Here is a 26,215-nt window from a genome sequence, read left to right as displayed (position 1 = left end):
AGAAAGGGCCGAGCATCTGAGATTATCGGGAACCTCCGGGGGCATCTCTTGAAAAATCACCCCCCGGGTTACGGAGCACAAACAAAAAAATCCCCCGGCACCTTTCGGTTCCGGGGGATTTTCATAACCAGCAAAAACGCGGTACGACTTATTCCTTCTCGTCCTCGCTCAAACCCTTAACAATCATTGCTCCAGCCAAACCAAGCATGCCTAGGCTCTTGGCCTTATCCATGGCCGGCTTCAACATATGGGCCATGATAGTCCGTCGCAAATTGGCCTGCGGCATCGCCTGCGGGGTTGAGGTGGTGGTCAGCAGGTGCATGTCCTTCTTGTTCCCGTAATAACGGACATTGGGACCGATCTTCACCTTGGCGCTTTCCAGTTTGACCGCGCCTTTTTTCACATATTTGGCAACCTCGGAATTGGGATCATTGAGATCGCCGAATATCCGGGCGCGGGCCAGACAGGTCTGCACACAGGCAGGCTCCAACCCCTGGGCCAGACGCTCTACGCAGAAGGTGCATTTGTCGGCCTTGGGATCGCCCTCTTCCTCATTCACATAGCGGGCGCTGTACGGGCAGGCATCGGCGCAGGCGCCGCAACCCAGGCAACGCTCCTTGTCGATCTGTACCGTGCCGTTAAAAGGGTCCTTCCAGGTGGCGGCCACTTCCATCTTCTTAGTCGCCCCACTCTTCGCATCGGTAAAGGTGGCCTCTACCTTGTCCGCCGGGCAGACCGTGACGCAGGCCGGCTTATCGCAGTGGTTGCACAGGCCGGGATAATAGGTGGAAGCCAAGCCCTGGGGGGTCTTGCTCGGACCCAGGCGTTTTACCCAGTTTCTTCTTCTTTCCCGCTCCGCCGAATCCTTGCCCGTGGGAACCTCCCACTCGGCCCGGCAGGCGATGGCGCAGGCATGGCAGCCCACACATTTCTCAAGATCTATAATCATTCCGTATTGACTCACGGCATACCTCCATAAATCGAATTGGTTAAATTCCCTGCGGTATCATCACGCCAAAATACTCATTTTTAGGCAGGAATGCTCAGCACCTTGCCACTCTTGATGAACTTGACGAAGTTGTTGCGCATGCCGTGGGCCCCGGTTTCAGGATCAACAGCCAGCCTGGTGATCAGGCTCTGGTCGTCGATACCCTTGCCAACGGCAACAGTCATGGCCGGATTCTTTGTTCCGTAACCATGAGCCATGTACACTGTGTCTTTACGGATGCCAGGAGTAACCTTGACCACGCTGCTGGTCTGGGATTTCACGCCATCCTGGTTGACCAGCTCGATGCGGTCGCCATCTTTCAGCCCCATCTTCTTAGCGGACTCGTCATTGAGCCACACCGGATTTTCCGGCATCTCGTTGGCCAGCCAGACGTTGTTCTGGGAACGATTGAAGGTATGGACCGGCGACCGACCATATACCAGACGGGCATAACCCTTAGGCGGCTCCGGCACCGGAATATAGGTGGGTGCGCCGGGAAAGCCGTTGCCAGCAATCTCTTCATTGAAGAAGGTGACGGCAAGCGCCTTGCCATAAGGATCGACACCGGGCTGGATGTGGATTCCGTCTTCCTTGATCAGCTGGTCGATGGAAAGATTGGCCCCGGCGAGCATCTTTTCCGTCTTTTCTTCTTGAGACTGAACCGGAATATGCTGACCAAGGCCCATGCGCTTGGCCAGTTCGTTGGTGATCCAGACCGGATCTTTGCGCTCGTGGTCCGCCGCCGTGGGAGAAACAAGGGGCATGCGGGCAGAGATGTACTGCTCCTGCTTGCCGGACAGATCCCACTGGGTGCCGGGCTTGATCATGTCATACCGCTCCAGGTAGGAAGACTCCGGGAGCAAGATATCGGCGTACATGGTGATATCGGTGGGCATGATATCAACCACCATAACAAAATCCATCTGCTGGAGCATCTTGACGGTCAGATCCTGACCAGGCACAGTCTGGATGGGATTCTGGCCCCAGGCGACAAAACCCTTGATCGCATAAGGCTTGCCGGAAACCGCAGCCTCCCGGATCAGATCGGTGGGGGTCCCCGGCGGGGTATAGGGATATTTTTTCGCCATGGTGTGCAGGGCATAGTGTTCGGCATGCTCCGTATTTACCTTGGGCCAGCCGCCAGCCTTGCCAACCTTGGGGCCCTTGCCCGCCACGAAGCCACCCTTGACCCCGATGGCGCCGAGCAGGCCGGTGAGACAGGCCAACGAGCGCTCACGCTGAAAGTCATTGCCGTTCCAGCTCACATGGCGGCCCGGATGGATGGAGACATTGGGGGCATTGGCGGCCAGCATGTCGGCCACCTCCTTGATCTGTTTCGCCGGCACATCGCAGATCTTGGCGGCCCAATCGAGCTTGGCATGGGCAATGGCGGCAGTGAACTTGTCAAAACCCTTGCCGTGTTCCGCAACGTATTTCTTGTCGTATTTGCCCTCTTTAATCAGGTAGTTCATGATCGCCAGGAGGAAAGCGGTATCGGTGCCGGGCTTAATCTTGACCCAGATATCGGCCTTGGCCACGGAAGCGGAAAAACGGGGATCGACAACAATCAGTTTGGCACCGTTTTCCAGCCCTTTGAGATACCGTTTCACGTGGGAGACATGAACATTCTCCCCGAAGTGACCGCCCAGGAGCAGAATCGCCTTGGCATTGGCCATGTCGACGTTCTCGTCCGGCGCGGTATCCAGGGTGGCGACGTAGGCCATGTCGCGAATACCGCGACACTGAAAGAAGGAAGCCTCGGAAATGTTCGGGGTGCCAACGACATTCTCAAAAAATCCCATTGGGTACGTTGCCGATGAACCATGCGGAAACATGGCAACCCCCTGGGGGCCGCACTTGTCAACCACAGCCTTCATTTTGGTTGCGCATTCGTCCAGGGCTTCATCCCAGGAAATCCGCTTCCACTGGGGAGCGCCGCGCTTGCCCACATTCTTCATGGGGAATTTCAACCGGTCCGGATCGTAGAGCAGCTTGACTCCGGCGTTGCCGCGGGCGCAGATGCTCGCTCCGTTGTCGATGCTCTTGGGGTTGCCTTCAAGCTTTACCAGTTTACCGTCCCGCACCTTGCCCACCAGCTGACAGCGCCAGAAACACATTTCGCAGACCCCGCCCACCACGGTCTTGGTGTCGGCAAAGCTGCCCGGTGCGGTAAACGGTTTTTTGACAAACGGTGTACTCGCATTCGCCCTGTTGGCAAAACAGCCGGACATCGCTGCCGTGGCTGCCGCAAGGGATGCGGTCTGGAGAAATTTACGTCTCGTCAGATTCAAAGCCATTTCACATTTCCTCCCTTGTAAAAAAATCAATGAGATTAACTAGAACTCCATAAAAAGGGTGATGACCCTCTTGTAAAATCCGTGCCTGAAATTTTGGGAACCACGGCCTGAAATGCTGGGAAAGAAAACGCTCTTCCTCCTCGCTCTTGCCTTCCTCGGCAAGAAGGGCCAGAAATTCCAGCTCAAAGGTAAGATGATCGGGGATATCCGCCTCGCCCACCAGATCGAAGCCCTGCTCGTGGTAAAACAGTTTTGTTTTCTCGGCACTGGGGCCGTAGAGCATGCCATCGGCACTGAGATAGACCGAACCGTATGGCGGAGCGATCACGGTGGGAATCGCATTGACGAACAGCCGGGTATGTTCCACCTGCAGAGGCTCAAGCCAGTCAGCACTTTTGGAGATTGACTGCCGGAGGGCCTGCGCCTCGGCATCCCAACCAAGCTCGGCAAGAAAGGTGTCGAGTACGGAGAAATAATCCGCCTGCATCCAGTCGGGGCTGGGATATTGCATGGATTGGGCGAGAAAGCGGTAGATCTCCGCCATGCTGATCGAAGTGGCTTGGGTCATGGCCTCACCTGGGGGCAGGAAATATCGTTAAAAAAACACGCTCACCGGATGGAGTATCATCACATCGAAGAGCCGCCAACAAAACACAGAAGGTTCCCACCCGGTGAGCGTTTACAAGGAGAGGAAGCAACAAAAAAGCTATAACACAAGGCCCCCCCGTTGCAAATGCGGCAAATTGTCGCATTTGCAACGGGGGGCACAGGTTGCGCTTCAACTTCCTGTTGAATAATGGTATGCATCGGGGGTTGCTTGCCAATTAAAGAGCGAGGCTATTCTATGCACCCTGCCGTCCCACATCACAATATAACCGGGGAAGAAAAAAACACCGCCTCGGCCAGAATCGCCTTCGCCTGGCTGTTGCATTTGCGCTGGGGTGCGGTGGCGGCTCAGGTTCTCCTGGTGCTGATCGCCCTCTTCTTTCTTGAAATCAGTCTTCCCTACCGGATTATCTCCGGCATCTTGGCCTTTGAAATCATCACCAATCTCCTGTTCGCTTTTCTGGAAAAGAAAAAAATGGCCATGGCCGACCACGTCTTCGCGCTGGTCATGTTTCTGGACACCGCTCTGCTCACCGGACTTATCTACTATTCCGGCGGCCCCATGAACCCGTTCACCTTCCTCTATCTGGTGCATATCACCCTGGGGGCCATCCTCATGCCGCCCGGTTGGTCATGGAGTCTGGCCTTTTTCACCACCGGCTGCTATGCTACCCTCTTCTTTCTGCCTGCCGAAGGAGGCCTGAATCAGTCCTGTCATCCGGAGCCAACCATACTGGCAACCCTGAGTGACCCCCTAAAAATCCATCTCCAGGGCATGTGGGTCGCCTTTGCCGTAACCGCGTTTTTTATTGTTTTCTTTGTCAGCCGGATTCAGCTGGCCCTGGCCCGGCACCAAAAAACCCTGGCGGACCTGCAGGAGGAAAAAACAAAAAGCGAAAGAATGGCCTCCCTTGCCACCCTTGCCGCCGGAGCAGCCCATGAATTTTCCACCCCCCTGTCAACCATCGCCGTGGCAGCCGGTGAGATGCTCCATGCCCTGAAAAAAAACAACGGGGCAGACTTCTCGGAACTTCTTGCCGATGTCAACCTGATCCGCGATCAGGTTGCTCGGTGTAAGGATATTCTCTTCCATCTGGCCGCCGATGCCGGGGATCAGATGGGTGAGGCATTTACGGATTTTTCTCTTGACGAGCTCATGGAAAATCTGATCAACACTTTTCCCGCCACCATCAAAAATCAGGTACATTATAGTAATAGGACGGACGGGCTTTTAGTCCGAATGCCGCTTCGCACCCTGCGCCGCATTATCCGGGGCCTGATCAAGAATGCACTGGATGCTGCGCCGAGTGCACCTATCCTGGTGGAGTGCCGGCAGGACGCAACCCGGCTCTTTATTGAAGTCACGGACAAGGGCTCCGGTATGGCTCCGAATATTGCCGCCCGGGCGGCGGAACCATTTTTCACCACCAAGGAACCGGGCAAGGGTCTGGGGCTTGGCCTCTTTCTTGCCAAGTCGATAGCCGAACGATTCGGCGGGGGATTAAGCCTCATCTCCCAGCCGGGCAAAGGCTCGAAGGTGACACTTTTCTTTGCCCTGCAACAGATCAAGGCCGATACGCCGGAGGTATTTCATGGATAAAACGATTCTTCTGGTGGACGATGAGGAGCTGTTTCGAGAGCGGTTGGCAAAGGCTTTTACCCAGCGAGGGTTCACGATTTTCACGGCCGGTAATTTCGATGAGGCCCTGCTGATCATCAACGAACAGAAACCTGCCCTGGGAGTGATTGACCTGAAAATGCCCGGCAAATCAGGGCTGGAGCTCATTGCCGCGGCCAGGGAAATCAACCCGGACATGCAGATGGTCGTGCTCACCGGCTACGGCAGCATCGCCACGGCCACGGAGGCGGTCCGACTGGGAGCGCTCTATTACCTACCCAAACCGGCGGATGTGGACGATATTCTCGGCGCCTTTGCCCGAAACCCCGAGCTTGCTCTGGAGGTGGATCAGGATGAGTTCTCGGCCCCTTCCCTGGCCCGGGCCGAGTGGGAACACATCAATCGCGTCCTCACCGACTGCGACGGCAACATCTCCCTGGCCGCCAAAAAACTTGATCTGCACCGGCGAACCCTGCAACGAAAGCTGCAAAAGTATCCTCCCAGCAAATAAACCCAGCAACCCTCACACAAGGAGACGAGCATGCACACCAAACAGACTGGCAACACTCCCGGAAAACGGCTTATCCTCGCAGTGTTGAGCGCGGCAATGCTGCTGACCTGCGGACCAGCCCTTGCCGCAGACCAGCAGCCCCAGACGATCACCGAAAAGATGAGCTGCGCTGCCTGCGGCATGTATCCGCATCGCTACCCCCAATGGCAGACCCAGGTCATTTTCACGGATGGAACCATGGCTGCCTTTGACGGCAACAAATGCATGTTCCGCTTTCTGCTCAATATGCAGAAATTCGCGCCCGAACGTCAGCCTGAGCAGATAGCCGCCATTTGGGTCAAGGATTTCAAAACCGGCAAGTGGCTTGATGGCAAGGCGGCTCATTATGTGATCGACAGCAAGGAGATGGGGCCGATGGGCAAGGAGCTTATTCCCTTTGCCACCCGCGCCGCAGCGGAAGAATTCCAGAAGGCCAACGGCGGAACCATCGAAACCTACGCCAACATCAGCATGGCTACCATCAAGCCGCTCATGGGCGGAATGCACATGCAGATGAATATGCCGCACCCTCCCATGCAATAAGATACCACGCGCCAGGCACGGGGGAGCATCCCCCGTGCCCATCCCCTTCCCGAGCCAAGCCGCATCTGCCACACGCAATTGTCATGATTGACGGAAACAAGCTCTTCCTCTGATGCTGCCCCCTTTTGCACCCCGAATCCTCACAGCTGTGAGTTACACATAACTAGCTGAAATTACGCACTTTTTATGATTGACTTTCTCTTGAAAAAACTTATCATTAAGTCAGGGAGTGAAAGTCACTCAAGAATATTCATCCTACGGGAGGGAGGCGGATCATGACACACGCATCGTTGGCAAAAAGCAGAAGCCGAGCCAGATCTGTGGCGCAAGAAACAACAGACACCAAAATTTCCACCGGAGCCCTGACAGCATTTGGCACGATCTCAACCTTGATTGGCCTCTGGGCAGTGGCTTGTTTTGTCGGGGCAATGCTCGCCACCGGCGGCCCTCTCACTTTGGCCAGGGCCTGGATTTCTGCGGTAACCGGCGGATGAAAAGCAAAAACTTCTCAGCATCCACGCTGGAGACAGTTGCCATGCATAAAGAGTTCGCCATCGCCAAGGTAAAAGTAAGAAAGAAATGCCAGGCCTTTTTGGGAGGCCCGGAGCACAACACCGATATTGGTCATGAAGTTTCCAAGGCTGGTCTGGGGATTATTCTTTGCATCGGAGCGATCATTGGCCTGAGCGGCTTCTTCTTTCTGGTCGGAGGCCTTATCAAAAGTGGCGGAATCACCGGCTTTGTAAGAGGCTGGCTTACCGCCTTCACCGGCATATAATCGTAAAATCTTCCCAAGGAACATCTTTCAAAACCAAGAGCGCAACACCAGCACACAGACAGGCCCGGGCGTACCTTGCGTACGTTCCGGGCTTTTTTTATTTATGATTGGCAGCAAGATAGTGCTTCCGGTACAATAAAGAACATCGGGAGACATCCCGGAAACCCGCACAACGCCAAGCCTTCGCGTGCAAGCGCATCGCGAGCAAAAAGAGGGTGCCATGACCAAACTTATCTACACGCTTTTCCTCATTGCCGTGCTCGGAGTTATTGGCCTTGCCACCGCTCTTTTCTGGCGTCTGGAAAACACCAGCCCTCCCCTGAAATACAACGATTTTTTGACCAGCCTGGAGAACAACGAGGTCGCCGAAGTACACCTCAAGGGCGGCAACATCTCGCTCACGGATATTTATGGCCGAGAATTTTCAACCTTTTCTCCCGATGTGGGCGAGCTCATGGGCAAACTGGCCCAAAAGAAGATCGCCATCACCGCGGAAGACGACCGCCCCTCGCCATTCTGGAATCTCTTTACCGTCACGTTGCCGATCTGCGTCATCCTGGTCGGCTGGCTGCTGCTGATGCGCACCCAGCAACGGGGGGGAGGCGAAGAAGAACCGGAGTTTGCCAAAAACAAGGCGATTCATTTCGACAAGAACAACAAACCCATAACCTTTGACGATGTTGCCGGCATTCCTGAGGCCAAGGAGGAACTTAAGGAGATTGTCAATTTCCTCAAAGAGCCGAAAAAATTCAGCCGGCTCGGCGCCAGCCTACCCAAGGGCGTCCTGCTGCAAGGCCTTCCCGGCACAGGCAAAACCCTTCTTGCCAAAGCCATTGCCGGCGAGGCCGGGGTTCCGTTTTACAGCTTCAGCGGCTCGGACTTCGTGGAAATGTTCGTGGGGGTCGGCGCCTCCAGGGTCCGGGATCTTTTCCGGGAAGCCAAGAAAAATGCCCCCTGCATCGTCTTTATTGACGAGATTGATGCGGTGGGCGCACGCCGCAGCGGGGCAGGCTCGGTGGGCGGCCAGGATGAACGGAGCCAGACCTTGAACGCCCTGTTGGTCGAAATGGATGGCTTCAGCCGTGACGACACCATCATCGTCCTGGCCGCCACCAACCGTCCGGACATCCTTGATCCGGCCCTGAGACGCCCAGGTCGCTTTGACAGGCAGATCACCATCCTGCCCCCGGATGTCAAAGGGAGGCTGAAAATCATCAAGGTGCACAGCAAACGCGTAACCATCTCGGAAGGTGTCGACCTGGCCGAGGTTGCCAGAAACACCCCCGGCTTTACCGGCGCAGAACTGGCCAATCTCGTGAACGAGGCGGCCTTGATCGCGGCGCGGGAAGGCAAAGAGGGCATCGAGGCGAGCGATTTTAACGAGGCAAAGGACCGCATTCTTATCGGCGTCGAGCGTAAAGGCTTTGTGATCAGCAAGGATGACCGACGGACCATGGCCTATCACGAGGCCGGGCATGCCATTGTCGCCCGCCATATTCCAGGGGCCGACCCCGTCCAGAAGATCACCATTATCCCCCGTGGCCGGGCCATGGGCCACACCCAGCAGCAAAGCCTGATCGACCGCCAGGCCTACACCAAGGAATACCTGCAGGCTAAAATCACCATCCTCATGGGCGGCAGGGCCGCAGAAAGAATCGGCCTCAACCAGCAGACCACCGGAGCGGAGGACGATCTGTTGCGCGCCACCCAGATCGCCACCAAGATGGTGTGCCAATGGGGAATGAATGAGGTCGTCGGCCCCCTGGCCTATGCCAAGTCCGACGAAGGCTTCCTGGGAGATCAGGCGAGCCAGCTGATCTATAGCGAAACCACTGCCCGGCACATTGACATGGAGGTGCGAAAGCTGGTGGAGGATAGCTACCAGAGAGCACACGCCATCCTCCTGCAAGAAAAAGATTTCTTAAGGCACCTTGCGGAGATTCTCCTGCAAACAGAAACGCTGGACCGGGAGGAGATGGAAATAATCTTCGAGTGCTCCCAAAAGAAACAGGCTTCGGAAACAACGGAATCCAGCGAGGGAAAGGTCCACGAATGCATGACCTGCCCGGCCGCGAGCCATTGCGCGCATCTGCCTTCACCGGGCGACTACGACTGAAACAGAGCCCCAAGGCCAGGAGACATGGCAGGGCTCTTTTCATGTTTTTTTGCGATATTGCAATATCGCAAAAAACCTACAGTTATTGTTTCCGCAAATCTTTCCTGTTATTAAATCCCTCAATACTTACACCTTAAACTGACACGTAACTTACTAAAATTATTTGTTTTTTCTTTATACACATCTATGATAGATTACCAGGGAGGCGGCATTTCACGGAATGTGGAACCATGAAGACAATCGAGACGGGAGGATGAGCTTTGGTTAAATTCACGGACATTGTCAAAACGTTTATCAATGGCATTGCACGCAGCAAGGTTTCCCTGGTTGGTGCTGTCATGACCACCGTTACCTTTCCGGTCCTGCTGGTTGCGGCAATCCTCGACATCATGGGAGTTATAGAGAACGCCTATTTCGGTTTCGTCATCTATATGGTTTTAGGGCCGCTCTTTATGACGAGCCTGATTCTTGTTTTTCTGGGCCTTTTTTTCTTCAAGGGCAAGGAAGAGGTCGGCATCTTCACCTATGAGTACCTGAAAGAACAATTCACCGCCCCGGACCGGTTCACCAAGGTACGCAAGCTCATTCTCCTGGCAACCGCCCTTACCCTGCTCAATCTTTTCATCCTCGGCCTCATTTCCTACACCGGCTACCACTATACCGAATCCGTCGGCTTCTGCGGGCAATTCTGCCATACGGTCATGGCGCCGGAGTACACCACCTACAAGAATTCTCCCCACTCGCGGGTGCGTTGCGTGGAATGTCATATCGGCCCTGGCGCCCAGTGGTTTGCCAAATCGAAAATTTCCGGGGTCAGACAGCTTTTTGCCGTTGCTCTCAACACTTACAGCAGACCGATTCAAACCCCGGTTCACGGCCTGCGTCCGGCCCGGGAAACTTGCGAGGAATGTCACCGGCCGGAATTGTTTCATGGAGACAAGCTCTATATCCGGGACAAATTCCTGCCCGATGAAAAAAACACCCATCTCCAGACCGTGCTTCTCCTCAAGGTCGGTTCCGGCGGCTACCGGGGCAGTGATGCCCACGGCATTCACTGGCATGTGTCCCCGGAAAACAAGATAACCTATACCCACACGGACAGGGAGCGGGAAAAGATCAGCGAGGTAACGCTCTCCAAGCCGGACGGCACCCAGGTTGTTTTCACCAAGGAGGCAGAAATGACCGCCGGGCCTGCCGGAGAAGTCCGGACCATGGACTGCATCGACTGCCACAATCGCCCGACCCATATCTACCTCTCCCCGGATGAAGCCCTGGATCAGAAACTGCTGCACGGGGATATCCCAGTTTCCCTTCCCTACATCAAGAAAAACGCCATGGAGTTGATCACGAAAACCTATGCCAGCCATGATGAGGCCAAAAATGTTATCGCCACCGAAATCCGGGCCAGATACCGCAAGGATTATCCCGGAATGGTGAACAACAACATGCCCCTCCTGGAAAAAGCCATCGCCGGTATCCAGGCGGCCTACGTGGAAAATGTTTTCCCGGAAATGAAAATAGAATGGAATACCTACAGAAGTTTCCTTGGCCACAAGAATGATTCAGGCTGTTTCCGCTGTCACGATGGCAGCCATGAAACCAAGGCCGGAGAAACCATCTCCATGGACTGCGACACCTGCCATGTCATTCTGGCCGAGGACGAAGAAGCCCCCAAGGTCTTGAAAACACTGCGCGGCCTGTAAGAGATGTGTTATGCTGGAGAAGGCCTGCCCCTTGCCGGGCGGCCTTCTCCAACCTCTGTTCATGAGAGATCGATCCACCAAAACGGATACGCACGGAGCGACACATGACACTTGATAACAGCGAACCGATTTACCCAATCAGTGTTGCAGCAAAACTTCTCTCTGTTCACCCACGAACCTTGCGGATCTACGAAGAAGAGAACCTGATCAAGCCCGCCCGGCAAGGCAACAAGCGCTATTTTTCGAACAACGACATTGAGTGGATCACCTGCCTGCGCACCCTTATCCACGAAAAGGGCATCAGCATCCCCGGCATCAAGATGCTGCTCGAACTCACCCCCTGCTGGGAAATCACCAAATGCCCCACCGAAAAAAGAGACCGCTGCTCAGCCTATATCGACAGGTCCATCCCCTGCTGGCAGCGAGCCAGCACCGCCTGCGCCAAGGAGTTTCAGCAATGTGACAACTGCGAGGTCTATCTCCGAGCCATGAAGCAGGCCAAGGAAGTAGCAGTGGCCTGCGACTGCTGCCCCCAACCATCACAGCCCGGCGGGCAGAAGTAGATCTTTTCCCAGAACCTTGCAGCCCCTTTACTTCTTCCAGTTTCTGACAAAATCGAACAGGGTGCGCACGGCGATACCGGAAGGCCCTTTGGGAATATAGGATTTTTCGGTAAAGTCCCAGGCTGTGCCGGCAATATCGAGATGGGCCCAGGGGGTTTCCCCGACAAACTCCTTGAGAAAGGCGGCGGCGGTAATGGTGCCGCCATCTTTTTTCCCGACGTTTTTGAGATCGGCAATCTCGGATTTGAGCTGCTTGGTGTACTCCGGGTCCAGGGGCAGCCGCCAGAGAGGTTCGCCACTGCGAGCCCCCGCGGCAAGCAGCCGGTCGCACAAGTCATCGTTGTTGGACAACAGGCCGGTGCGGTGATGCCCAAGGCCGATGATGACGGCGCCGGTCAGAGTGGCAACGTCAATCACCATGTCCGGCTTGTATTTTTTGATGCCATAGGCCAGGGCATCGGCCAAAATAAGACGGCCCTCGGCATCGGTGTTGACCACCTCCACGGTTTTGCCGCCATACTGGGTGATCACATCACCCGGTTTCAGGGCGGCCGGACCGGGCAGATTCTCCGTGGCCGGAACAATCGCCACCAGGTTCAATCCCTTGAGTTTCGCTTGGGCAACCGCCTGCATGGCGCAAAGGACCGCAGCCCCCCCGCACATATCGTATTTCATCTCTTCCATGCCGGCGCTGGGCTTGAGCGAAATGCCGCCGGAATCAAAGGTGAGTCCCTTGCCGACCAGCAGCAGGGTAGGCGCGCTTGGCTTTACTGCATACTCAAGGATTACCATTTCCGGGGGACAGGACGAACCCTGATTGACAGCAAGAATCCCGCCCAGACCAAGCTTCTTCAACCGGGCTTGATCCATGACCGTACACGTCATCCCGTGGGCAGCGGCCAACTGCCTGCCATATTCGGAAAAATGGGCCGGGGTCCAGTGACTGGCCGGCTCATTGGCCATGTCCCGGGCCTGGCAGGCAGACTGGGCGCCTATTTCCCCCAGCTTGAGCACCTTGTCCAGCCCCTTGTGGTCAGCGGCATACAGGGCAACCTGTTTCAGCATCTCTCCCGAACCATCCGGGTCGCTTGTAGTTTTGTATTTCTTAAACCGGTAAGCGCCCAGCACCAGGCCTTCGGCCAGCCCTTCTACCATCTCGGCCATGTCACAGGCAAGATCCGGCAAGACAAGCAACAGCTCCTGGGCCTTACTCTTCATGGCCAGGGAGGCGATGGTCCCGCCCGCCTTGCGGAACAACTCCCGATTCAACTCCTCTTTGCCCAGACCGACAACCAGTATCCGCTTTGCGGACGGTATGCCCTGCCTGCCTTTTTCCGGATAAAAAAGCAGATGTTCTCCCTCTTTTCCGGAAAAATCCCCAAGCCCATGCACCCGCCGGACAACTTCGTCGACTGCCCCATCGGCACAACGGGGGGAACCCTTGCCTGGCTGACGCGCCAGATAGACCACAAGATCGCCGACATAGGTTTTTGGCCCAACCTTACTGAACTGCAACATAAATGTGCTCCTCAATGCTTATTGCGGGAATTGGAAAAGACAAGGCGGCCAAGCGCGGCAATCAGGCGGCAATGGGCATGATTTTGTCCATGGTCAGGGTACGGGCATATTGCAGCCATTGCTCCACGGGCAAATTCGGAGGAAGCAGATTGAAATCAGTGGTGATTGCCTCCCCGTTGGCAGCTTTGAGAAGACACCGGTCGGCAATGGCCACGCATAACGGCACCCCATGCAGGGAGTTGAGGGGCTGGCTGTGGTTTGCCGCCGCATCAACCATGACCAGAGGGAGATTCCACCAGAGGAGCAAGGCACTGCCCAACTCCAGATGGGAGATGCCGAAGATCTGTTCTTCCATCTCAGTGGCAAACAGGCCATATCGTCGCAGGAATGCGGGGGAATGGTGTAAAGCCTCATCAAGGGAGGCAAGAAAAACCAGTTTGCCGATATCATGGAGAAGCCCTGCGGTAACCGCAGTTCTCTCCTGATCCGGGGCAAGTCTCTTGGCAATGAGTCCGGCCAGCTTGCCACACTGGATGCTATGATCAATGATATTCAGGGCATGACTATGGTATTTTTTGGGATACTGAAAGTGGTTGAGCGCACAGATGAAAAGGACCATTTTTCGGGTTCTGCTGATCCCAAGACAGCTTACCGCCCGGTGAAGATCATCAATCTTCATCCCCCTGGAAAAATGCACGGAATTGACCATCTGCAAGAGCCGGGCGGCAAGAATTGGATCCTTGCCGAGAACCTCGACAACCTGGGTCAAAGCATAGTCAGGGTTCTGAAGAATGGTTTCAAGTTCATGCACCACGGGCGGAAGAGCAGGAAGCCCCTGGCCATGGTTCAGGAAATCCCAACACTCACGAATCCGGATCCGCGAGCGCACGGCAAGATCATGTTCCAATGAGCGTCCCAGTTCTTTGCTCAAGGGCAGGCAAAAGGCTCGGTGCGCCGCCCCGGTCGCCACAAGCCTTACCAGTGCGTCAGCCTCTGTTTTTTCCGAAAAAACAATCCTGATCGCATGGGGGCAGGCGCTGGTGACATAGCGCAGGAAATCCTGCGCGGGCAGGCCAGACAGGTTGAGATTAAACAGGACAACATCCGGCACAATCCCGGCAAGAAGCAGCTTGAATTCTTCGATGGTTTTAGAATAGCAGACAAGATGCGGCCAGCTCCCCAGCAATTCCTGAAAAGCGACAGTGTGTGACGGATCAGAATCAACAATAAAGACCGAACATTTTTTCATGCAAACCATTGGTTGCAAATCCCCTTCCGGCCTCTCTGTGCGAGGTCATGGTGGCGCATTCAGAAAACAAAAAACAGTTTTCGCCATCTCAAAAAAACTGAAGGAGTTCGGTGGTGTCCGGGGACAGCTACCCTTGTCTGTGTAGAGTTTATTGAAGGAGATAATTTTATTATAATACAGAGTAACCCTTACGCAACGATAATTGCATGATAAAATAAAATAATTGCATTAGATTCCAGGCTGCTATCGCAAACAGATTCCCAAACCAAACTACCTGAACAACAGGGAGGAACCCTTGATCCTGCAATTATGTCTGTCCGTTGGCCTTGCCATTATAATCTCCGCGCTGTGCAGCCTCTGCGAAGCAGCGTTCTACTCATTACCGATGAGTCAGGTTGAGATAACCAGCCGGAAGCACAAAAAAATCGGCCGGATCCTCATGGAGATGAAAAAGGATATCCACCGGCCCATCACCGCCGTCCTCACCCTGAACACCATTGCCAACACCGCAGGCGCCACGGTCTCCGGGGCTGCGGCCGCCGCAGTATTTGGCGCCGACAGCATGGTCTGGTTCTCCGCGACCTTCACCATGGTCATTCTCCTTTTTTCAGAAATACTCCCCAAAACCCTGGGCGTTTCCTACAGCCGGGAGCTGGCCATCTGGATTGCCTACCCCCTCCACTGGATGGTAAAGCTGCTTACCCCGTTCATCCTGGTAATCCAGGCCATCACCCGGCTTCTCCCAGCCAAGGACGACGGCCTCCTGGTCTCGGCCCAGGAAATCCAGGCCCTGGCACGGCAGAGCCACAGATCCGGGGAGATAAGCCTTCAGGAGCGCCGGGTCATCACCAACATTCTAGACCTCAAGGATAAAACCGTCCGCCAAATCATGACCCCGCTCACCGTCACTTTCATGCTCGATGCCGACCTGACCGTGGCCAAGGCAATGCAGGCCAATGAGATGCTCAATATGCACAGTAGGATTCCGGTCTATGAAAAGAATACGGATGAGGTCGTCGGCATTATTCTGCGAAAGGACCTGTTCAACTGGGCGGCTCAGGGCGCCGAGGAAAAAACCTTACGGGAGTTTATGCAGCCTGCACATTTTGTTCCGGAAACAGGACGGCTGACCGCGGTCATGCTTGAATTTTTCGAACACCGCCAACATCTTTTTGTGGTGGTTGACGAATACGGCTCGGTAACAGGGGTTGTCAGCCTTGAGGATATCATTGAAGAAATAGTAGGCCGGGAGATCATTGACGAATCGGATCGGGCCACTAACATGCGGGAGTTTGCCAAACGCAAACGCCTCTCCTTCCTGAGCCAATCACAACAAAACCGTTAACAAAACAACTTTGCCAGGTGAAATGGCAAGAACGGCATAACGAGCCGTAACGGCTCCTAACCCCGATAAACGGGATAAGTGCGTTAACGAAATTATTTTCTGCCCCAAAAACGCAGAAAATAATTTCTAACTTACTAAAAAATAACAGTCAGATAGAAAAAAAGCAGCGCGACAATGAGGAGATTGATCCCGAGGAAGTTTCGGAAACGGACGTGGCCCTCGAAGTCATTGAGACAGAACTGCCAGAGGATGTAGCACCCGGCGATGGAGCCGTTGAGCATGAAGAAAGCGGAGAGAATCTGGACCGGAAAATCCGGAATGGTGAAAAAGAATTTCTCCAGAAACACCACGCCGATCTGACGCCCAAAGGTGGGAATGAAATCGCCGACCCCCGCAGCAAAATAGCCCAGCCGGTAAACGAGCTCCCCGGTAAAGGCCATGGGGATAAGGATCGGGACCATGGGGGAAAACTTGCCAAACATGGGATCCTCATTGACCCCGAACAACCGGGCGCCAAAACGGATAATCGTCAGGCTCAAGCCAAAACCGATCAACAGCAGCAGACTGAAAAGCACGGCATCCGGCCAACCGGAGAAGGCCGCAAGTTGGCCGTAGATCTCTTTTTTTCGCAGGAAGCGGGCGAGCTGAGAGCCGATAAGAAAGGGGACGATATACGAGCAGGTGATGTAGCGGCCCTTATTGCGGATCAGCTCCGAATAAGGATTTCGCAAGAGCAGCTGGGGAGAATCCCGGTCGCAGAAAGGCAGACAGTGGCCGCAGACCAGACAATGCAGGTTGTTTTGAACATTATAGGCGCCAAGATAGACCGGGCATCCCTGTTTGCCATCAAGCCCTTTTTTGCAGGCAAAAGTTTCGCAGCCGCGACATTTTTCATGATCCGGCCGGAACTCGGTGATGGAAAGGGTTGCCGCTGCGCCGCTGATGCGGCCAAGGGGGCAGAGATGCCGGCACCACGCCTGCCCGGGAAAAAGAACCGAGAGCAGGGCCGCGCCAAAAACGATGGACAGAACGAAACAGGAGGTGCCGATGGGCGAACGGTCAAGGCCTACAACGACCTCGGTCCAGATGATAAGGGCCAGCAGAATAACCGAAGCGTAGACGCCGTATTTCTGCAGGATCTTCGGCACACTCAGAGAAAGGGTTATCCCCCGGCGTTGCAGGAAGACGCCAAGCCCTGGAAAGGGACAGATTCCGCACCACATCCGCCCCACAAAAAACCAACTCAGGACAATGCTTGGCCAAATAAGGCCCCACGAGAGAAATACCGCGACATTGCTGCGCGCATCCCTGGGGCCGAAGAGCCCGGAAATAACCACCAGGGCAAAGAGAATGTCACCGGCGGTCCGCAGATAGGCGTAATGGTGCCGAGCTGCGAGAAACCTTCTTATTCCGGGAAAGACCCGAAACAAGTCCAGTCGCTGCTCGTCTATGGAGATAAGACTTTTTAAGGCGCGGGTCCACCAGGTCACAAAGCTATCCTACCTCTTCCAGTACCACTGGCAGTTGCATCTGCCGGCCCTCCCGCTCGATGGTCAGGGCAACCGTATCCCCGACTTTATATCGATCCATGGCATTGCGCAAGTCGTCGTAGGAAGAAACCTTACGGTCATCCACAGCCAGGATGACATCCCCGAAGACGATCTCCCCGCGAATCCTGCGGGTGCCCCGCAACCCGGCAGCCTCGGCGGAACTGCCCGGCTGGATATTCATAACCAGCACCCCTGTCACCCCTACCCGCCTGGCAATCTGATCATCCGCCACGGCAATACTAAGACCGGGGCGAATCAGCCGCCCATGCTGGATAATCTCCGGAATCACCCTGCCCACCACGTCCACCGGCACGGCAAAGCCGATACCGGCACTGCCGCCGGACGGACTGTAGATGGCGGTATTCACCCCGATCAGACGTCCGGCGCTGTCTAAAAGAGGCCCCCCCGAGTTGCCGGGGTTGATGGCGGCGTCTGTTTGGATGACCCCCTGGATGGTTCTGCCCGTTGCCGATTGAATCTCCCGGCCCAAGGCGCTGACGATGCCGGAGGTGAGGCTCTGGTCAAGACCAAAGGGATTGCCGATGGCAAAAACCTTCTGACCCACCAGCAGATTATGGGATTCGCCCAGGGGAAGCGGAGTGAGTTTCTCCGCCGGAGCCGAGATCTGCAGGACGGCCAGATCCTTGTCCGGCGCAACGCCCACCAGGGTTGCCTGCCAGGTTGAACGATCCGCCAAGGTAACCTCGACCCGGCTGGCCGATTCGATGACATGGTAGTTGGTCACCACCCTCCCCTGTTTGTCCCAGATAAAACCGGAACCTGTGCCCTGGGGAATCTCATGGATGTTGAGACTGAAGATATTCCGCCGGACCTCGATGTTGGTGATATAGACCACCGCCGGCGAGGCAGAACGGAACAGGGCAATGGTGCTTTGCTCATCGGCCGCGAGGTCTCCCCGTGCCGTCACCGGGATGGGGGCGACTGCAGGCGCGGGAACCGGTCGCTGGTAAACGAAAAAAAACCACCAGCCAAAAAGGATGAAGAGCAGCAGGACAGCGAAGGAAACGCGTTTTTGTCTGGGGGCTTTTGCAGGGGGAGCAATCATCCCTTGGCCTAAAGACTCAGCAATTTTTCAAAGAAGGATGGAGTCGGGCGCACCCGCCGGGGCATAGCCGTTACCAGCACCATTGCTTTGTTGCCGAGGCGTTGTGTCGTGATCGCAATATTCATGCTCTCAACCCGTCTGTGCACCGAATCTCAAGAGGATACAGCAAAAAAACATAGCTTCTTTCAGCGCAAACCGCCAACCATAATGGAATGCTGCGAAGGAGAAAATTTTTTCGGAGGTTCCCCGGCACTGCCCTTACAAATTCTGGAGCCTCCTCTTTTTTATCACAACCAGCCTTGCAAGGCCTCAACAATTTTTTGCGCCTGATCAGGGCTGGAGATATTGAATTTGGACTGCTGGCTGTATTCCCCGTTCACCTTGCGGTAACGGCGGATGGAGTACCGGTCCGGGCTGTATTCATTCTTTTTGGCATCCCATTGCTGGTATCGGAAAAGAATGGTCGCCCAGGCGCCCTTGGACAGGATAACCTTTTCCAGTTCCTTAACAACCACGACCCCGTCTTCTTCATAATTGATGGTTACCTCGTCAACGGTTGCCGCCATATTTCCCCCTTTTTACCGAATCAGCAAAACAATCTGCGAAAAACAGCATCCGGTTTGCACTTCCCCAGAACGCTGCACCAAAAAAAAGGACTCGGCAGATACGCCAAGTCCTTAAGATTTACTATGGTAGCGGGGGCAGGATTTGAACCTACGACCTTCGGGTTATGAGCCCGACGAGCTACCGAACTGCTCCACCCCGCGTCAGTGGCGACATAATACTCTCTACTGGGATAATGTCAAGGGAAATAAAGGGATTAAGACAGGTCCGCCGCCTGTTCCCGCAAGGCCCCAAGCACCATGGCCGGGAATTTGGTCAGTCTGCCGTTGAGGTCCACAACCGCATGGGTGGTGTATCCCTGGGCCAGCATTTTTCCGTCATTTTCCCGGATAATCCGGTAGTTAAAACGGCAGGTTCGGGACTTCACTTCCAGAAGAGAGGTTTCAATCAGCAGCAGATCGTCATATTTCGCCGAGGCCTTATAGCGCACCTGGCATTCCACCACCGGCAAGATAAAACCCTGCTCTTCGATCTCTTTGTAGGAAAGCGCCCGTTCCCGCATGAATTCCGTACGGGCCGCCTCAAAATAGCGCAGATAATTGGCATAGTAGACGACACCGCCGGAATCTGTATCGCCGTAAATCACCCGGCAGCGATGGCAGTGCAAGGGCCCGGGCATCGTAAGGGAGTTATCCGCCATCACGCCCGACCGAGAACGCGCTTAAAGAACTGCCGACCATCCGCCAGCAGCTCCCCTGCCCTGGCAGCGTTTTGCTCATCATAGGGCAAACCGCTGCCCAGCTGTCCTACCCGGGAATCATAAATGGCCACCGGCACCGGGTCGGCGCTGTGCGTTTTGACGGCAAGCGGGGTCCAATGATCCATAGCCACGGCCAGGCGAAAATCATAGCCACTGGCCAGCAGCGCCGCAAAAATCGGCTGGACAATCTTGCCGTCAAAATCCTCGATGGCCTGGAGCTTGTCCTGAAGACGGCCCTGATGCCCTGCCTCGTCCGGGGCTTCAACATGGACAAAAACAAAATCCTTTGTTTTCAGGGCTTCAATGGCGGCGGTTGCCTTGCCTGCATAGTTGGTATCGAGATAGCCGGTGGCCCCTGCCACCTCAATGATTTCCAGGCCGGCATAGACGCCGATGCCCTTGAGCAGATCCACCGCCGAAATCAAGGCCCCTTCGATGCCAAACTGCTCCCGGATGGTCGGCATGGACGGAGCCTTGCCCTCACCCCAGAGCCAGATGGCATTGGCCGGATTGCGCTGCTGTGCTATCCGATCACGATTGACCGGATGTCCGGAGAGAAAAGCCACCGCCTTTGCCAGGGCCTCTTGCAGATGGGGGATGCTGTTGTACCGTTGCCAGAACTCCGTTACCTCGCGCCCGGTGTAGTCATGGGGCGGCACAGTGACCAGCGACCCGACCTCCCCGGAATGCACGAGAAGATGCCGGTAGCTTACCCCGGGATAAAAACGCAGACGATCGGTGCCGGCAATCTCTTCCAGTCCCTCGACAAGGATTCGCGCTTCCTGGCTGGAGATATGGCCGCTGCTGTAATCCTCCATATATACCCGGCCTTCTTCAAAGCGCAGGGTAACCAGATTGCAGCGGAAGGCAATTTCCTCGGGAGCCAGGGCAACGCCAAGGCTGGCCGCCTCCAGGGGGGCGCGGCCGCTGTAGCACTCATGCGGGAGATAGCCGAGCAGGGAAAGGTTGGCCACATCGCTGCCTGGCGGGAACCCATCGGGCACGGTGCGAACCAGGCAGAGCTCCCCTTCGTTGGCGATTCTGTCCATGGCCGGAGTTTTGGCAAAGGCCAAGGGGGTTTTCCCGCCCAGTTCGGCAATGGGCAGATCCCCCATGCCGTCCCCGACCAAAATGATGTATTTCATGGGGTTGCTATTCTGCATGGGCCTTCATGATCCGGATCTTCACCGTCTTGTCGGTGCAGATGTCCAGGGCGTCAATCTCGGCCAGGGCCTTGCGCACCGAAGCTTCCTCCGCCTCGTAGGTCATCATGACCACGGGCACGGTGCCTTTCTTCTGTCTGCCCTTCTGGAGAACCGATTCGATGCTGATATTATGGTGCGCCAAAATCCCGGCAATGGCAGAGAGAACGCCCGGTTTGTCCATGGCGGTCATCCGAAAATAATAACAGCCGCGCAGACTCTCCATGGGGGTAATGCCCCGGGGCTTGATCTCCTCTGGCAGGTACGAAAGGCACGGCACCCGGTTGATGCTGTTACAGAGGATGTTCCTGGCAATATCCACCACGTCCGCGGCAACCGCGCTGCCGGTCGGCATTTTGCCGGCCCCCTGGCCATACAACAAAATATCCTCCACCATGTCGCCGGTGAACTGGATGCCGTTGTAGGCGCCGCCGATATTGGCCAACAGATCTTTTTCCGGGACCATGGTCGGATGCACCCTGGCCTCCACCGTGTCGCCATGATTCCGGCTGATGGCCAGAAGCTTGATGCGATAGCCGAACTCCCGGGCAAAGTCGATGTCAATGGGCTCAATCTGGGAGATGCCCTCGATGCTGACATCGGCGAGACTTACCTTCATGCCGTAGGCCATGGTCATCAGAATCACCAGCTTGTGCGCCGTATCGATCCCCTCGACATCATAGGTGGGGTCGGCCTCGGCATACCCTTTTGCCTGGGCCTCTTTCAGCACCTCGGCAAAGGCCATGCCCTCATCGGTCATCTTGTTAAGGATATAGTTGGCCGTCCCGTTCATGATGCCCATGATCGAGAGAATCTTGTTGGCAACCAATCCCTCTTTCAGGGCCTTGATCACCGGAATGCCGCCGCCGACGCTGGCCTCGAAACCGACCTCGACATTTTTTCGCGCCGCGGCTTCAAAAATCTCCATGCCGTGCTGGGAGATGAGGGCCTTGTTGGCGGTGACCACATGCTTGCCGTGCTCAATGGCCTTGAGAATAAAGGTTTTCGCCGGTTCAATACCGCCGATGAGTTCGACCACTATGTCGATCTCCGGATCCTTGAAAATCAGGTCCGCATCCCGGACAAGCTCCACATCCTTAAATTGCGACGGCAGGGCGGCAAGACGGATGTCCGCAACGCGGCACAGCCGGATGGAGGCGCCTGTTTTCCGCCGCAACCGCTCTGCTTGGAGCAAGAGAACCTCTGCCAACCCACTGCCAACGGTACCAAAACCCAGCAACCCAACCTTGATTTCTTTCATGGGACTGTCCTAAAAATGTATCCGGAAACGGAACGAAATCCTCGTGTAAACCGGAACCGGAGAACCAGCCCCTGTCCCGACGATGCTCAACCGGAATTTAATACCTTTTTTGCGAAATGATGTCAAAAATATTCACGCGGGGAGCCAGCCGGGTTTTCCGTGAAATTTTCATGAAAAACCCGGTTATCATTAATGAGTTCCATTGACAAGATGCGCAAAAAAAATTACAAGTAGCGGGAATATTCAGGGACGCAATTCACTGGAATGTCACCGCGGCACATCCCCTTTCTCGATCAGGGTCAGCCCACGCTGCTCCATCGATGTGTATTTCCGTATGGGTTTTGCGTTTCAAGCCTCAACCAAATTAACTAAAGAGGACGACTGCAAGTGGGAGAGCTTAATATTATTTCAATGTTTCTGGGCGCCGGACTCACGGTCAAATTCGTCATGACCATGCTGCTGGGCTTCTCGGTGTACTCGTGGTTCATTGTTTTTCAGAAATTTTCCCTGTTCAAGAAGGCACGGACGGAAAGCGACGAATTCCTGGAAACCTTCTGGCAGAGCAAGAATCTTTCCGAAGCCGTCAGATTCGCCAACAACCTGACCTTGTGCCCCGAGGCAAACATCTTCAGAACCGGCTACCATGAGCTGCAGAAACTCGGCAAAACCACCGCCACCTCCCGCGGCGCTGCCGACGAAACCCTGGAAACCCGGCTTGCCGGCATGGAACCCCTGAAAAGGGCGTTGCGCAAGGCGGAGAATCTCGAGTCTTCCCGGCTTTCCAAATCACTCTCCTTCCTGGCCACCACCGGCAGCACCGCTCCCTTTATCGGTCTTTTCGGGACGGTCTGGGGCATCATGACTTCCTTTCACGAAATAGGCATGCGCGGCTCAGCCTCCCTGGCCGTTGTGGCGCCCGGTGTCTCCGAGGCCTTGGTCGTAACGGCGGCCGGCCTTGCCGTAGCGATCCCCGCTGTGGTTTTTTACAATTATTACTCCAACCAGATGGCGGAGATCGAAAACAGGATGCACAGCTTTTCCGTTGACTTTCTGAACCTGGTGGAGCGGGACTTCATTTCCCGCCAGAGCTAACAAACACCTACGGGCCTTTACGAAACAACCTTTACCTTTCTAGTCACTTCGTTACGGCTCTTTATAGCTGACCACGATATTTCAACATTATAATTATTTTCAAACTACGGCTTACAGGAATTCGCCATGGGTCCGGTCGAAGACGGCAACTGCAAAAAACGGCTTGTTTCGGATATCAACGTCACTCCCCTAGTGGACGTCATGCTGGTGCTGCTGATCATTTTTATGATTACCGCCCCCATGATGACCCAGGGCGTTGACATTAATCTGCCGGAAACAACCGCCAAGCCCCTGCAGCAGGAAAAGACTCCGATCATTGTAACGATCACGAAAAAAGGGGAGTTTTTGCTCAACAATACCAAGGGCACCCAGGCTGCAATCAAGGAATCACTGGCCGCCTTGGCCAAAAAAGGCACGAACGATGCGGTTCTGCTCAGGGCCGACAAAGAAGTCCCCTACGGGGTGGTGGTTTCCCTCATGTCTGACATCAAGGCCGTTGGTTTTGATAAACTTGGCATGATCACCCAGCCTGAAATCGAAAAACCCAAAAGATAGCATAGACACCGTGCCTTATCGTCTACCGACATCCGAGTTCCCCGATAAACAGTGGCAAAAATCCCTTTTTTTGACCATTGCCGTACACGTTTGTTTTTTGCTCTTCGGCTTTTTGGCCCCAAGGTTTCTGCACTTTCAGCAAAAAATACCGGAGGTGTACACGGTCAATCTTTTCTCCGTTGAAGATATGGGCGGGCCGGCTCCGGCCGCGCCAAGCAAGGCTGCCGTTGCTGCTCCCCAGGCTGCCCCCCCGCAGCCCAAAGCCGCGCCTGAACCAGTAAAGCCCACGCCACCGCAAAAAACGCAGCCTGTACCCGAACCGCCGGCAGTCGCCAAAGACGCCATCTCGTTGAAGCCGATAAAAACGAAAGAAAAAGCAGACATCGACAAGGTAAAGAAGTTGCGGGATATACTGCTCGCCGAGAACCAGGAGAAACAGGCAAAGGACGCAGCGGAAAAAGCCAGGGCAGATGCGGATAAAAAAGCAAAAGGCGCGGTTGACAGCCTGAAAAAGGCGCTCATGGCAGGGCAGCAGCTTGCCGCCGGCAAAGCCGCCGCCTCTGCGGCAGCAACAACGCAAGGGGGAAGCGGAACCGGCAGCGGCGCGGGCGGCGGCGGAGTCATGGTCGATGAAAATCTCCGGCGTTACCTTATTGCCGTGAACAGCCAAATCCAGGAGCATTGGGTGCTGCCCGATCTACAAAATTGGAAGGAAAACGTCGAGGCGATTGTCATCATCCGGGTCAGACGCGATGGTGCTGTAATTGAAACCACCTTCAAGAAAAAATCAGACAATGTCTTTTTTAATCAATTTGTGGAAAAAACCCTGAAACTCTCTGCCCCCCTGCCGCCATTCCCCATCGGCATCAACCAGTCAGAAATGGAAATCGGCCTGAAATTCAGGCCAGGAGAAGTCTTTTGATATGGATTCTTTTATGAAAAACAGCTGCTCGCCAAAAAACACCCCCTGCATCTCGGTCCTCGCCTTTCGCGTGCTGGGCATGCTCCTCGTTGGCCTTACCCTGCTGCTCGGGTCTTCCCGTCCGGCAGAGGCCATAGTGTATCTCGATATCACCTCTGCCAACTTTCGCAAGGTGAGCATCGCGGTCCCTTATTTTATCGATAAAAAGCAACCGGGCACCATCCACGACGGCGGCAAGAAGATGGCTGACTTCCTGGGACGGGCCTTGGCCTTTCACGGGTTTGTGGAAATAATCGACCCCTCCGCATACGGCGGCAGCCAGACCTGGGACTGGCCCGCCCTTAACGCCGAATTCACAGTGCTTGGTCAATATGAAATGACTGCCGACGGTCTGGTTCTGGAACTACGCCTCAACGAGATTCAATCCGGCCACATGATCCTTGGCCGCCGTTACCAAACCCCCATCAGTAAACATCAGGACAGCCTGAAAAAATTCTGCGATGAGGTCGTCCTTCAACTCACCGGAGAACTCGGCGTTAGCCAGAGCCAGATTGCCTTTGTTTCAACGGCGTCAGGACACAAGGAGATCTGGCTTGCCGATGTCCTGGGCGAAAACATCCGCCAGGTAACCCAGCATGAATATCTGGCCGTGGCCCCGAAATTTTCCCCGGACAACAAATGGCTGGCCTACACCTCGTACCACCGGAATAACCCCAATCTCTATATCACGGCGCTGAATTCCCTCAAAACCACCCGCGCCATTTCTTACCAGAAAGGGCTCAACATGGCGCCAGCCTGGGCGCCGGACGGCAGCGTCATTGCCGTAACCCTCAGCAAATCATCCAACCCGGACATCTATCTCATTGATATCAACGGCAAGGAATTGCGCCGCCTGACAAATGGCGAAGGGGTCAACGTATCGCCCACCTGGTCGCCGGACGGAAAAAGACTGGCCTTTGTTTCCGACCGAAGCGGCTCCCCGCAAATCTATGTCATGGACGTCGCCACCAAGGCAGTCCAGCGGATTACCTATATCGGCAATGAAAACAGTACCCCGAGCTGGTCACCCAAGGGTGACTGGATCGCCTACACCGGTCGGGTGAACGGTAACACCCAAATTCTGATGATCAAACCCGAAGGCGGCACGCCGGTCCAGTTGACGCAAACAGCCGGAGACCATGAATCGCCGAGCTGGTCACCCGATGGGCGGCAACTTGTCTTTACAAGAAAACGCAGCGGCAAGCAGGAAATATGCGCCATGTTTAAAAACGGCATGGGACTTCGCCCTCTTTTTAATCTCAAGGGCGCACAATCCAACCCGCAATGGTCCCCACGTCAAGACCTGTAAGAATTGTTAGGAGGCAGAGCC

Annotated in this window: 23 protein-coding genes and 1 tRNA gene; 12 read left to right on the top strand and 12 right to left on the bottom strand. The window is 55.2% G+C overall.

The genetic code is table 11. From position 1 onward, the window contains the following. Positions 1-148: 148 nt before the first annotated feature. From ACZ46D_RS04195 to ACZ46D_RS04185, 3 genes are all read right to left on the bottom strand, one after another. A complete protein-coding gene (locus ACZ46D_RS04195) occupies positions 149-964 on the bottom strand; it encodes a 4Fe-4S dicluster domain-containing protein (protein WP_464928781.1) in 816 nt (271 codons plus the stop codon). A gap of 65 nt (positions 965-1,029) precedes the next feature. Then, entirely contained in the window at positions 1,030-3,285 is a 2,256-nt protein-coding gene (locus ACZ46D_RS04190; protein WP_464928780.1) for a molybdopterin-containing oxidoreductase family protein, read from the bottom strand. A 1-nt stretch (position 3,286) separates the two neighbouring features. Then, positions 3,287-3,853, bottom strand: a complete 567-nt coding sequence (locus tag ACZ46D_RS04185) for a TorD/DmsD family molecular chaperone (RefSeq protein ID WP_464928779.1) — start codon at positions 3,851-3,853, stop codon at positions 3,287-3,289. A 276-nt stretch (positions 3,854-4,129) separates the two neighbouring features. Here ACZ46D_RS04185 and ACZ46D_RS04180 point away from each other — a divergent pair, with 276 nt between their 5' ends. The 7 genes from ACZ46D_RS04180 (at position 4,130) to ACZ46D_RS04150 (ending at position 11,762) form a co-directional block, all read left to right on the top strand. Further along, entirely contained in the window at positions 4,130-5,491 is a 1,362-nt protein-coding gene (locus ACZ46D_RS04180; RefSeq protein WP_464928778.1) for an ATP-binding protein, read from the top strand. Then, complete coding sequence (locus tag ACZ46D_RS04175) at positions 5,484-6,020, top strand: response regulator transcription factor (RefSeq protein WP_464928777.1); 537 nt, start codon at positions 5,484-5,486, stop codon at positions 6,018-6,020. The genes ACZ46D_RS04180 and ACZ46D_RS04175 overlap by 8 nt, the downstream gene beginning before the upstream one ends. A 30-nt stretch (positions 6,021-6,050) precedes the next feature. Next, a complete protein-coding gene (locus ACZ46D_RS04170) occupies positions 6,051-6,602 on the top strand; it encodes a nitrous oxide reductase accessory protein NosL (protein WP_464928776.1) in 552 nt (183 codons plus the stop codon). Between the two features lie 490 nt (positions 6,603-7,092). After that, a complete protein-coding gene (locus tag ACZ46D_RS04165; protein WP_464928775.1) occupies positions 7,093-7,380 on the top strand; it encodes a hypothetical protein in 288 nt (95 codons plus the stop codon). Positions 7,381-7,600: 220 nt separating this feature from the next. Beyond that, the gene (gene ftsH, locus ACZ46D_RS04160; RefSeq protein ID WP_464928774.1) at positions 7,601-9,496 is read left to right on the top strand and encodes an ATP-dependent zinc metalloprotease FtsH; all 1,896 of its coding nucleotides are present in this window, start codon (positions 7,601-7,603) and stop codon (positions 9,494-9,496) included. A 260-nt stretch (positions 9,497-9,756) separates the two neighbouring features. Next, complete coding sequence (locus tag ACZ46D_RS04155) at positions 9,757-11,199, top strand: cytochrome c3 family protein (RefSeq protein ID WP_464928773.1); 1,443 nt, start codon at positions 9,757-9,759, stop codon at positions 11,197-11,199. 104 nt (positions 11,200-11,303) lie between these two features. Continuing rightward, positions 11,304-11,762, top strand: coding sequence for a MerR family transcriptional regulator (locus ACZ46D_RS04150; RefSeq protein ID WP_464928772.1), 459 nt, complete (start codon positions 11,304-11,306; stop codon positions 11,760-11,762). 27 nt (positions 11,763-11,789) lie between these two features. Here ACZ46D_RS04150 and ACZ46D_RS04145 read toward each other — a convergent pair whose 3' ends face one another. Both ACZ46D_RS04145 and ACZ46D_RS04140 read right to left on the bottom strand, forming a co-directional pair. After that, positions 11,790-13,280, bottom strand: coding sequence for a leucyl aminopeptidase (locus tag ACZ46D_RS04145; protein ID WP_464928771.1), 1,491 nt, complete (start codon positions 13,278-13,280; stop codon positions 11,790-11,792). 61 nt (positions 13,281-13,341) lie between these two features. Further along, positions 13,342-14,538 carry an HDOD domain-containing protein gene (locus ACZ46D_RS04140; RefSeq protein ID WP_464928770.1) on the bottom strand — a complete coding sequence of 399 codons (1,197 nt, stop codon included), beginning with the start codon at positions 14,536-14,538 and terminating at the stop codon, positions 13,342-13,344. 286 nt (positions 14,539-14,824) lie between these two features. On the opposite strand from ACZ46D_RS04140, the gene ACZ46D_RS04135 reads away from it, so the two are divergent. After that, positions 14,825-15,874, top strand: a complete 1,050-nt coding sequence (locus ACZ46D_RS04135) for a hemolysin family protein (protein WP_464928769.1) — start codon at positions 14,825-14,827, stop codon at positions 15,872-15,874. Between the two features lie 134 nt (positions 15,875-16,008). On the opposite strand, the gene ACZ46D_RS04130 is transcribed toward ACZ46D_RS04135, so the two are convergent. The 7 genes from ACZ46D_RS04130 to ACZ46D_RS04100 all read right to left on the bottom strand — a co-directional run bounded on the left by ACZ46D_RS04130 (position 16,009) and on the right by ACZ46D_RS04100 (position 22,277). After that, positions 16,009-17,364, bottom strand: a complete 1,356-nt coding sequence (locus ACZ46D_RS04130; RefSeq protein ID WP_464928768.1) for a 4Fe-4S binding protein — start codon at positions 17,362-17,364, stop codon at positions 16,009-16,011. Between the two features lie 4 nt (positions 17,365-17,368). Next, on the bottom strand, positions 17,369-18,490 hold the full coding sequence (locus ACZ46D_RS04125) for a S1C family serine protease (protein WP_464928767.1): 1,122 nt from the start codon (positions 18,488-18,490) through the stop codon (positions 17,369-17,371). 287 nt (positions 18,491-18,777) lie between these two features. Beyond that, positions 18,778-19,056, bottom strand: coding sequence for a hypothetical protein (locus ACZ46D_RS04120; RefSeq protein ID WP_464928766.1), 279 nt, complete (start codon positions 19,054-19,056; stop codon positions 18,778-18,780). A 124-nt stretch (positions 19,057-19,180) separates the two neighbouring features. Next, a tRNA-Met gene (locus ACZ46D_RS04115) sits at positions 19,181-19,257 on the bottom strand. Between the two features lie 53 nt (positions 19,258-19,310). After that, on the bottom strand, positions 19,311-19,733 hold the full coding sequence (locus ACZ46D_RS04110) for an acyl-CoA thioesterase (protein ID WP_464928765.1): 423 nt from the start codon (positions 19,731-19,733) through the stop codon (positions 19,311-19,313). A gap of 20 nt (positions 19,734-19,753) precedes the next feature. Continuing rightward, complete coding sequence (locus ACZ46D_RS04105; RefSeq protein WP_464928764.1) at positions 19,754-20,959, bottom strand: cofactor-independent phosphoglycerate mutase; 1,206 nt, start codon at positions 20,957-20,959, stop codon at positions 19,754-19,756. A 7-nt stretch (positions 20,960-20,966) separates the two neighbouring features. Then, on the bottom strand, positions 20,967-22,277 hold the full coding sequence (locus tag ACZ46D_RS04100; RefSeq protein WP_464928763.1) for a homoserine dehydrogenase: 1,311 nt from the start codon (positions 22,275-22,277) through the stop codon (positions 20,967-20,969). A gap of 387 nt (positions 22,278-22,664) precedes the next feature. Between ACZ46D_RS04100 and tolQ the strand changes: the two genes are divergently transcribed. The 4 genes from tolQ (at position 22,665) to ACZ46D_RS04080 (ending at position 26,194) form a co-directional block, all read left to right on the top strand. Beyond that, positions 22,665-23,369, top strand: a complete 705-nt coding sequence (tolQ, locus tag ACZ46D_RS04095; protein ID WP_464928762.1) for a protein TolQ — start codon at positions 22,665-22,667, stop codon at positions 23,367-23,369. Positions 23,370-23,495: 126 nt separating this feature from the next. After that, positions 23,496-23,924, top strand: coding sequence for a protein TolR (tolR, locus tag ACZ46D_RS04090; RefSeq protein ID WP_464928761.1), 429 nt, complete (start codon positions 23,496-23,498; stop codon positions 23,922-23,924). 154 nt (positions 23,925-24,078) lie between these two features. Beyond that, positions 24,079-24,846: an energy transducer TonB gene (locus ACZ46D_RS04085; protein WP_464928760.1), complete on the top strand. Its 768-nt coding sequence runs from the start codon at positions 24,079-24,081 to the stop codon at positions 24,844-24,846. A gap of 1 nt (position 24,847) precedes the next feature. Beyond that, entirely contained in the window at positions 24,848-26,194 is a 1,347-nt protein-coding gene (locus ACZ46D_RS04080) for a DPP IV N-terminal domain-containing protein (RefSeq protein WP_464928759.1), read from the top strand. Positions 26,195-26,215 lie beyond the last annotated feature (21 nt).

Source organism: Thiovibrio sp. Mzg5 (genome assembly GCF_055379285.1).
Note: the sequence above shows the minus strand (reverse complement) of the source record. Positions and strands in the feature narration are given on the sequence as shown.

What these genes read in the sequence shown, in the direction of transcription:
- ACZ46D_RS04105 (WP_464928764.1), bottom strand. Translation starts at nt 20,959, where the DNA reads ATGAAATACATCATTTTGGTCGGGGACGGCATGGGGGATCTGCCCATT.
- ACZ46D_RS04145 (WP_464928771.1), bottom strand. Translation starts at nt 13,280, where the DNA reads ATGTTGCAGTTCAGTAAGGTTGGGCCAAAAACCTATGTCGGCGATCTT.
- ACZ46D_RS04140 (WP_464928770.1), bottom strand. Translation starts at nt 14,538, where the DNA reads ATGGTTTGCATGAAAAAATGTTCGGTCTTTATTGTTGATTCTGATCCG.
- ACZ46D_RS04150 (WP_464928772.1), top strand. Translation starts at nt 11,304, where the DNA reads ATGACACTTGATAACAGCGAACCGATTTACCCAATCAGTGTTGCAGCA.
- ACZ46D_RS04175 (WP_464928777.1), top strand. Translation starts at nt 5,484, where the DNA reads ATGGATAAAACGATTCTTCTGGTGGACGATGAGGAGCTGTTTCGAGAG.
- ACZ46D_RS04165 (WP_464928775.1), top strand. Translation starts at nt 7,093, where the DNA reads ATGAAAAGCAAAAACTTCTCAGCATCCACGCTGGAGACAGTTGCCATG.
- ACZ46D_RS04180 (WP_464928778.1), top strand. Translation starts at nt 4,130, where the DNA reads ATGCACCCTGCCGTCCCACATCACAATATAACCGGGGAAGAAAAAAAC.
- ACZ46D_RS04170 (WP_464928776.1), top strand. Translation starts at nt 6,051, where the DNA reads ATGCACACCAAACAGACTGGCAACACTCCCGGAAAACGGCTTATCCTC.
- ACZ46D_RS04110 (WP_464928765.1), bottom strand. Translation starts at nt 19,733, where the DNA reads ATGCCCGGGCCCTTGCACTGCCATCGCTGCCGGGTGATTTACGGCGAT.
- ACZ46D_RS04185 (WP_464928779.1), bottom strand. Translation starts at nt 3,853, where the DNA reads ATGACCCAAGCCACTTCGATCAGCATGGCGGAGATCTACCGCTTTCTC.
- ACZ46D_RS04080 (WP_464928759.1), top strand. Translation starts at nt 24,848, where the DNA reads ATGGATTCTTTTATGAAAAACAGCTGCTCGCCAAAAAACACCCCCTGC.
- tolR (WP_464928761.1), top strand. Translation starts at nt 23,496, where the DNA reads ATGGGTCCGGTCGAAGACGGCAACTGCAAAAAACGGCTTGTTTCGGAT.
- ACZ46D_RS04125 (WP_464928767.1), bottom strand. Translation starts at nt 18,490, where the DNA reads ATGATTGCTCCCCCTGCAAAAGCCCCCAGACAAAAACGCGTTTCCTTC.
- ACZ46D_RS04100 (WP_464928763.1), bottom strand. Translation starts at nt 22,277, where the DNA reads ATGAAAGAAATCAAGGTTGGGTTGCTGGGTTTTGGTACCGTTGGCAGT.
- ACZ46D_RS04190 (WP_464928780.1), bottom strand. Translation starts at nt 3,285, where the DNA reads ATGGCTTTGAATCTGACGAGACGTAAATTTCTCCAGACCGCATCCCTT.
- ACZ46D_RS04120 (WP_464928766.1), bottom strand. Translation starts at nt 19,056, where the DNA reads ATGGCGGCAACCGTTGACGAGGTAACCATCAATTATGAAGAAGACGGG.
- ftsH (WP_464928774.1), top strand. Translation starts at nt 7,601, where the DNA reads ATGACCAAACTTATCTACACGCTTTTCCTCATTGCCGTGCTCGGAGTT.